At 25.3% G+C, this 6,058-nt stretch carries 8 protein-coding genes; 2 read left to right on the top strand and 6 right to left on the bottom strand.

Going from position 1 to position 6,058, the window contains the following annotated elements:
* On the top strand, positions 1-1,979 hold a 1,979-nt coding region (locus ACERKK_RS10340; protein ID WP_373773002.1), incomplete at its 5' end, for a heavy metal translocating P-type ATPase.
* A gap of 45 nt (positions 1,980-2,024) precedes the next feature.
* Positions 2,025-2,189, top strand: coding sequence for a transposase (locus ACERKK_RS10335; protein WP_373773003.1), 165 nt, complete (start codon positions 2,025-2,027; stop codon positions 2,187-2,189).
* Between the two features lie 660 nt (positions 2,190-2,849).
* Here ACERKK_RS10335 and ACERKK_RS10330 read toward each other — a convergent pair.
* The 6 genes from ACERKK_RS10330 to ACERKK_RS10305 all read right to left on the bottom strand — a co-directional run bounded on the left by ACERKK_RS10330 (position 2,850) and on the right by ACERKK_RS10305 (position 5,956).
* On the bottom strand, positions 2,850-3,398 hold the full coding sequence (locus ACERKK_RS10330; RefSeq protein WP_368031524.1) for a TlpA family protein disulfide reductase: 549 nt from the start codon (positions 3,396-3,398) through the stop codon (positions 2,850-2,852).
* A gap of 8 nt (positions 3,399-3,406) precedes the next feature.
* Entirely contained in the window at positions 3,407-4,081 is a 675-nt protein-coding gene (locus ACERKK_RS10325; RefSeq protein WP_373773001.1) for a DsbA family protein, read from the bottom strand.
* Complete coding sequence (locus ACERKK_RS10320) at positions 4,071-4,502, bottom strand: disulfide bond formation protein B (RefSeq protein ID WP_368031526.1); 432 nt, start codon at positions 4,500-4,502, stop codon at positions 4,071-4,073. The genes ACERKK_RS10325 and ACERKK_RS10320 overlap by 11 nt, the downstream gene beginning before the upstream one ends.
* 124 nt (positions 4,503-4,626) lie before the next feature.
* Positions 4,627-5,289: a response regulator transcription factor gene (locus tag ACERKK_RS10315; protein WP_373773000.1), complete on the bottom strand. Its 663-nt coding sequence runs from the start codon at positions 5,287-5,289 to the stop codon at positions 4,627-4,629.
* 29 nt (positions 5,290-5,318) lie between these two features.
* Complete coding sequence (locus ACERKK_RS10310) at positions 5,319-5,747, bottom strand: DUF411 domain-containing protein (RefSeq protein WP_373772999.1); 429 nt, start codon at positions 5,745-5,747, stop codon at positions 5,319-5,321.
* Positions 5,748-5,749: 2 nt separating this feature from the next.
* Positions 5,750-5,956, bottom strand: coding sequence for an SHOCT domain-containing protein (locus tag ACERKK_RS10305; RefSeq protein ID WP_373772998.1), 207 nt, complete (start codon positions 5,954-5,956; stop codon positions 5,750-5,752).
* Positions 5,957-6,058: the final 102 nt, after the last annotated feature.

The following is a 6,058-nucleotide window of genomic DNA, read 5'->3' as shown; positions in this document are numbered from 1 at the left end:
CAACTTTAAGTTTTGAAAAAAATGTAAATTATGATGTATTAGAAAAAATTGAAAAAGAGATTCAGAAAATTGAAAAAGATGTAGTTATTATAAAAGATGAAGAAAAAATACAAAAAACTTTTTGGGAACTTTTAAATAAGAAACTTTTATTAATCACAATTATTTCTATTATTTTAACTTATATATCTTACAACTATGTAATTAACAAAGAATTTCAAATAATTTTATATTTAATAGCATATTTTTTAGTTGGTTGGGATGTTGTATACAAAGCTATCAAAAACTTAATTCATGGAAAAGTTTTTGATGAACATTTTTTAATGAGTATTGCAACAATTGGTGCATTTACTTTAAATGATTTTGTGGAAGGTATATCTGTTATGATCTTTTACCAAATAGGTGAAATGTTTCAATCAGTTGCTGTTAATAATTCAAGAGATAATATTAATGCATTACTTGATATTAAACCTGAATTTGCAAATGTAAAAGAAGGTGAAAGTATTGTTCAGAAAGTACCTGAAGATGTTAAACTTGATGATATTATTTTAATTAAGGTAGGAGAAAAAGTTCCCGTTGATGGTGTTCTTATCTCAAAAAGTTGTTCATTTGATACAAGTGCGATTACGGGAGAATTTAAACCGAAAACAATACTTGAGAGTGAACAAATTTTAAGTGGATTTATTAATACTTCAAATGCTTCGTATGTAAAAGCAACTTCTTTATATAAAGATTCAACTGTTGCAAAGATTATTGAACTTATAAATAATGCATCTTCGACAAAAGCAAGAGCTGAAAAGTTTATAACTAAATTTGCAGCAGTTTACACTCCAATTGTAGTTGTTTTAGCTATATTTTTAGCAGTAATACCACCTTTATTAATTGATAATGCTTTATTTAAAGATTGGTTTGAAAGAGCACTTATTTTCTTAGTTATTTCTTGTCCTTGCGCACTTGTAGTTTCTGTTCCTTTATCATTTTTTAGTGCGATTGGAGCAATTTCAAAAAGAGGTGTATTGGTAAAAGGTGCAAATTATATTGAAAAATTAACAGAAATTAGAAATATGGTATTTGATAAAACAGGAACTCTTACATATGGTGTTTTTGAAGTTACAGATATTCAAAGTAAAGACCTAAGTAAAGATGAACTTTTGAAATATGCTGCATATGCAGAAAGCTTTTCAACTCATCCTATTGGAAAGTCAATTATAAAAGCATTTGGAAAAGCTATTGATTCAAAGCTTATAACAAAACATGAAGAGTTAAGTGGTTTGGGTATTACGGCAACTATTGATAATAAAGAAATTTTAATAGGAAATAAAAAACTTCTTGCAAAATTTAATTTACAAATTGATGATATAGAAGAAAAATTAAGTGCAGTTTTTATAGCTGTTGATAGTAAATTTGCTGGATATATTGTGGTAAATGATATTATTAAAATTGAAGCAAAAGATGTTATTTCTGAACTTAAAAAACTAGATATTTCTAAAACTTATATGTTAACAGGAGATAAAAAAGAGGTTGCTTTAAATGTTGGTAATACATTAGGAATAGATGTAATAAAATATGAACTTTTACCACAAGAAAAATTAACTTATTTTGAACAAATAAAAAAAGAGACTAATCAAGTAACTGCATTTGTAGGCGATGGAATCAATGACGCTCCTACTTTGGCAAATGCTGATGTTAGTTTTGCAATGGGTGGAATGGGAAGTGATTTAGCCGTAAAATCTGCTGATATTATTCTTTTAAACGACAATATACAATCAATAGTTGATGCTATAAAAATTGCTAAAAAAACTAAAGTAATTGTTTATCAAAATATTGTTTTTATTATGATAGTTAAGGTTGGGTTTCTTGTTCTTGGTGCAGGAGCAATAATTGGTATGAAAGAAGCTATTTTTGCAGATGTTGGAGTAGCTTTACTTGCTATTTTTAATTCTATGAGAATTTTAAATACTATAAAAGATAAGGTAGAGTAAATATCTATACATATCAACTATTAAATAAATTATAGTTGATATGACATTCAAATTCAAGATTTCTGCCTTTTATTTCTAAGTGATTTAAATAATAAAGGATCAGAAAATATTCGTATTGTTTCTATTGATGGTCGCAAGGGCTTTCCTGAAACAATTAAAACAATATTTCCTCAAACTGAAGTACCAATTATCAAATACGTAATTTATTGAAGTATGTAAACACATTAGCTTGTGATAGGGAACGAAGTGAAACCAAAAGAATTTAAGAAGATTTAAAATTAGTTTATCATGCAACATTAAAATATACAAGCTAATCCTATAAAAAAACTAGCAAAAGATGAACTTTTTAACTAAATAAAATAAGGATAAGAAATATCCAACTACAATTAGAAAAATAATGCACATTACTAATATTATAGAATCAGTTCATAATTAGAGTCTAACAATCTTATAAGTTGTTATATTTTCCGAAGGGAGACTAGATAATTATTAGAGTTGTAACAAATAAATATTTGTTATATTAGATGATTTAACACATAATTTATAACGGTTTTTTACCGAGTATAAAATAGTAATAAAATAATGTCTTGAAAGAACATTATTATCATTATATTTAGAGTAAAAAAAGCTAAATTAATAGCATTTATCTACATTAAATTATTTACTTACATCTACTCTATAGAGTTATTCCTATAATCTATATAATATAAATTTAATAACATTAATATATGTTATTTCCTAGCATTAGAGTACTTTTAAATAAAGTTTAAAATAGAATTTTAAACTTTATTTAATCTTCATATACAGTTTTACAATGAGAATTATCAATAAACAAACTGTAATAAAGATAACATATTATTTCTATAAGTACTATAAATTATCTTTTATATATTTCTCAAGTTTTTCTTTACTAATTTCACCAACAAATTTTTCTATAAATATTCCATCTTTTGTATAAAGAAAAGATTCTGGTATCATTTTCACATCATCAAATGCTTTTGCTAATGTAAAGTTTTCTTCTCCAACAGTTACAGGGAAATTCATATTATATTTTTTCATAAAATCAGTCAATTCTTCTTTCGATATATTTTTATCAAATAAAACACCAAGAATAATAAAATTATTTTTATATTTCTCTTGAAGTTCTACAAAACTTGGCATTTCTTTCTTACATGGTTCACACCAAGGAGCCCAGAAGTTGACTAGAACTATTTTATTTTCTAATTCTTTTGAAGCAATAGTTTGAGAATTAACAGTTAATGTAATTATTTCTCCTTTAGTCGTTGTCAAAGTGAACTTTTTTGGATCAACTGATTCTACACTCTTTTCAATAACTTGTGCTTTACTTACCTTTGAATCACAAGCAGAGAAAAATAAACTCAAAAAAATTGATACAATCATTATTAATATAGTTTTCATATTCTTCCTTATTTATCCATCTCAGATTGAATTAAATCTTTTAGATTTTGGAGTCCAAATTCTTGAAGTGGTTTCCCATTTACATAATATGAAGGTGTTTTTGTAGCACCTAATTTTTTACCATCTTCAATATCTTGTCTTACTACATTCATTACTTCAGGGTCTTTCATATCTTTTAATAATTTATCCATATCAAGTCCTAAACCTGAGATATTTTCCCAAAGATTATTCAGATTATGTCCATTATGTCCAGCCCAATTTTGTTGTGTTTTAAAAGATGCTTCTAAAGCTTCTAAAAACATATCTTGTTTTTTAGCAGCTTCTAAAATAACAACAACCTTATCAGAATCTTTATGAAGTGGAGCATATCGAAGAACTAATTGAATTTTACCTTTATTCTTTTCCAAAATATCTTTTATGTATGGATGAAATTGGGAACAAGTTTCACAAGCCGGGTCAAAATATTCTACTAACTGTACCTTTGCATTATCAGGACCAATTGTAAAAGACGTATCTCTTTTAAATAATACTGATTGATTTTCTGATAGAGCAACTGTTTTGTTATTTTCTGATTGATTATAAGTGTATTTCATACCAAAAAATATTCCAATTAAAACCATAATAGAAATTATAATTATAGTTTTATTCTGCATTACTGTATTATTGTTTTTTTTATTTGTCATGTTGTTTCTCCTTTCCAAGTACTAATAGTAAAAAAAGCATAAGGTATGCTATAAATGATAGAGAGGGGATAGTTATAAACCCAAACCAATTGATATATTCAGTGGAACATGGTATACCACTACTACATGGAACCATTGATTCTGGGATTATATCTAACATTAAAAGGTTATGATAAATAGCAAAAAGCAATCCAATTACTACTATTGGAAAGGTATATTTATATACATTATCATCAGGATAGAGTAAATTTATTAAAAATAATATAGAAAGAGGATATATGAATATCCTTTGATACCAGCACATATTACATGGAACAAATCCCATAATATCACTAAAAAATAAACTACCTAAGGTAGCACTACTTGCAACTAAAAAACATAAAAAAATGATTTTAGAATTAATTCTCATATTAAGGTTCATCAAATGCCTTTATTTAAATATTAGCAGAGTTTAGCTTATTAAAATTAATGAATTATTAATATTACATATTTAACTCATAATTAAAATATTTTAATAATAAATATTTGTTATATAAAAAATATTTCTAAGAAATATTAAATCTATACCCAATTCCTTTTAGTGTTGTTATAGTTTTATCATTAAGTTTTTTTCTTAAATTTTTAATATAAGTTCGTATTGTTGTAGCCTCTGGAACTTCATCATAAAGCCAATTATTTACTGATATTTGGTCTATTGAAAGCGTTTTATTTTTATTTTTTATAAAATATTCTAAAATCTTTGATTCTATTTTTGATAAATTAAACTCTTCATTATTCTTAAAAATAATTTTTCTTTCATAATTATATGAAGTATTATCATCAATTTTTACTTGTCCATAACTCTCAATCTGTCGTAACTTTTTAATATTCTCAATTCTAAGTTGTAATTCACTTAAGTCAAATGGTTTTTTAATATAATCATCACATCCTGAATTAAATCCTATTTTAACATCTTCTGATGTATGTCTAGATGTTATAAATATTGTTGGGATATTAATATTATTTTGCCTAATATTTTTTAATAAATCAAAACCTGTAATATTAGGAACATTTACATCAAATAAAAGAAGGTCAAAACTTTCTTCATATATTAAGTCTTCGGCAATATCACCATCAAAAACACTAATTACTTCATAGTTTAAAGTTAATAAAAACTCTTCAATTATTTCATTTAAAATCACATCATCTTCTAGTAAAAGTATTTTCATTTTATTAATATCCAATCAAAATTTATTTTTTAGTGAGATTCGTACACACCTGTAGAACCATCTTTATTTACATATAATACATCATATGCTTGTTTAGTATTTCCTTGCTCCATACCAGGACTTCCAACAGGCATACCAGGAACAGTAATTCCTATAATGTTGGGTTTTTCAACAAGCATTTTTTTAACTGCACTATAATCAACATGTCCTTCAACTACATATCCATCAACAAATGCTGTATGACATGATATTTGTCCAGCTTGTAATCCAGCTTTTTGTTTTATAGTATTAACTTCATTTGTTTCAATTGTTTTTACTTCAAAGCCTTTGTTTTTCATAATATCAATCCATTTAGTACAACAACCACAAGAAGGTGATTTGTAAACTGTCATAGTCTTACCTTCCATTGCAAAAACTGAACTTGTTATTAGTGCTAAAAATAAAATTGTTTTTTTCATATTTAATTTCCTTCTTTTAATGTAGTTTTTATTGATTCAAATTGTTCTTGAGATATTTCACCTTTTGCTAATCTTTTTTTTAAAATATCAACTACTGATGATTTCTCTTTTTTATCTATTGAAAATATCAAATAGAAAAATATTGCCAAAAAAACAAACATTGAAAAACCATGAAATAGTGTCATATTCATATTCATAAAATCAAACATTTTAAATCCTTTTTTTTCTTAATCTTATCAAAGGAATGTGGAGTATGTGAGGAGAAGCTAATGTCAAAGAATGAAAATTTAATTAAGTTCGCGCTTAAAATA

This window comes from Poseidonibacter sp. (genome assembly GCF_041821165.1).
GTDB lineage: Bacteria > Campylobacterota > Campylobacteria > Campylobacterales > Arcobacteraceae > Poseidonibacter.
This window is presented reverse-complemented; position numbering and strand designations above follow the sequence as displayed.

Coding starts and splice junctions, on each gene's coding strand:
- ACERKK_RS10330 (WP_368031524.1), bottom strand. CDS start 3,398: ATGAAAACTATATTAATAATGATTGTATCAATTTTTTTGAGTTTATTT.
- ACERKK_RS10325 (WP_373773001.1), bottom strand. CDS start 4,081: ATGACAAATAAAAAAAACAATAATACAGTAATGCAGAATAAAACTATA.
- ACERKK_RS10320 (WP_368031526.1), bottom strand. CDS start 4,502: ATGAACCTTAATATGAGAATTAATTCTAAAATCATTTTTTTATGTTTT.
- ACERKK_RS10315 (WP_373773000.1), bottom strand. CDS start 5,289: ATGAAAATACTTTTACTAGAAGATGATGTGATTTTAAATGAAATAATT.
- ACERKK_RS10310 (WP_373772999.1), bottom strand. CDS start 5,747: ATGAAAAAAACAATTTTATTTTTAGCACTAATAACAAGTTCAGTTTTT.
- ACERKK_RS10305 (WP_373772998.1), bottom strand. CDS start 5,956: ATGTTTGATTTTATGAATATGAATATGACACTATTTCATGGTTTTTCA.